The sequence below is a fragment of the Moraxella sp. CTOTU48268 genome, assembly GCF_032069585.1.
Taxonomy (GTDB): Bacteria; Pseudomonadota; Gammaproteobacteria; order Pseudomonadales; family Moraxellaceae; genus Faucicola; species Faucicola cinerea.
Genome location: NZ_DAMALV010000048.1, coordinates 1 through 1,826, shown reverse-complemented (window position 1 = coordinate 1,826; position 1,826 = coordinate 1). Strand labels below are relative to the sequence as shown.

Annotated in this window: 1 protein-coding gene; it reads left to right on the top strand. The window is 44.1% G+C overall.

Features of this window, described 5'->3' with window-relative positions; all coding sequences use genetic code 11:
• Positions 1–391: 391 nt before the first annotated feature.
• On the top strand, positions 392–1,826 hold a 1,435-nt coding region (locus tag RT143_RS11305; protein WP_313093125.1), incomplete at its 3' end, for a DUF2252 domain-containing protein.

Genomic DNA, 1,826 nt, shown 5'->3' with positions numbered 1-1,826 from the left:
CGTTGATGCAGACATAGGCACAATCTCACGGCAAGGCTAAAATAGCGGGCTAAAATGGCATATTTATGCTAGCGTCAAAGCGCAATCAGCATGACAACATAAATACAGAGTTTTTCGATAGTTTCACCTGTGAAAATACAGTTAAAAGTTGCGTTCAGTATAACGGCTAAAATTAAAAAATGTTACTGAAAATTGACCTACTATTTATAAAATTTTAGTGGCTAATTAGTGGCTAATTTTAGTGGCGAATAAGGGGTTGATTTGGCACAAATAAGCAACGTAACTTTTTACCAAAGCCATTAAAATAGCAAGCTTGAATGACTTTGATGTGATGATAATTTAGCCAGTGACCGATTGAACATTTAGCTATTGAAAATTTAAGAGACACGCCATGCCTAGCAAAAAAAAGCCTCAAAACCCAACGACTGAAACAACAGCCACTCAAACAACAAATGCCCAAACAACAACCAGTCAAACAGGTGCAAACAATACGGCTTCTCAAACCACGGCTAACAAAATACCCGCAAAAAAACCAGCCGCTAAAGAAACAGCCACCAAAAAAATAGCAACGGGCACAACAGCCGCGCTGCCCATCGCTATTGCTTTACCCAAATCCTTACAGCATGCTCAGTGTGTGGATTTGACGCGCCATCGCTACCAAGGCAAGCTACTAACCCAAGCAGATAGTATTGCGCTCGGCAAACAGCAGCGTAAGGCGTATCCATTAAAAACCTTGGCTGCCATCAGCCAACGTCCGACTGCCATCGACGCGCTCAGTCTTTATCATTGGTCCAATCAAGGTCGGTTGGCAGCGTTATTACCCATACGAGCCAAGCGTATGAGTGTATCGCCGTTTACTTTTTTTCGCGGGATGCCCGCTTTGATGCTGTTTGACCAAGCATGGCAGGGGCAACATTCTGGCTTATTTCAGCAGATTTGCGGCGATTGTCATGTCAGTAATTTTGGCGGTTATGCCAGTCCTGAGCGCAATTTATTATTTGGTATTAATGATTTTGATGAAACCATCGTTGCGCCATTTGAATGGGATTTGCAGCGACTGGTTGCCAGCATTTTAATCGCCAGTCAAAGTTTTAAGTATGTAGAATCGGTGGGCTATAAGGCCATCGAAAAACTGCTGACCAGTTACCTTGATGGATTAGAAGCGCATTGCCGCTTGTCACCGCTACAAGTGTGGTATGAAAAAATCGACACCCATAAAATATTGGCAAATACCGAAGACGTGACTGTTCGTAAACGCCGTCATGCCGATTTTGAAAAAGCCAAAAAAAATGATGCGGTAAAAATGCTGCCAAAATTGACTGAGCGTGATACTGTCACAGGGTTGCGCGCGTTTAAAACTGACGGTGAATTGCAGCGACCACCACGCCGAGGACAGCCATTTTTTGCCGGTAGCCATACTTTTTTTGACGCTTATCGAGATACCCTAAAGTCAGATAGACAAGTATTGTTTGACCGGTATGATTTTACCGATGTGGCACTCAAAGTAGTTGGGGTGGGGAGTGTCGGTACCGTGTGTGCGGTGGCATTATTTCAAGATGCCGACCATGAGCCGCTGATATTGCAAATGAAGCAAGCCAAAGCGTCTATTTTGACACCCTTACTGGCAAAACAATTTAGCCATCAAGGCAAGCGCGTGGTTGAAGGGCAACAATTGATGCAGGCATCGAGTGATATTTTCTTGGGCTATGCATCGCTCGATAACTTTGAGATGGATTTTTATGTCAGGCAGCTGCGGGATATGAAGTATTCCGCGGCTCTTGAGACCATGGCGGCTGCCCATTTTTACGAATATATCGAAAGCTGTG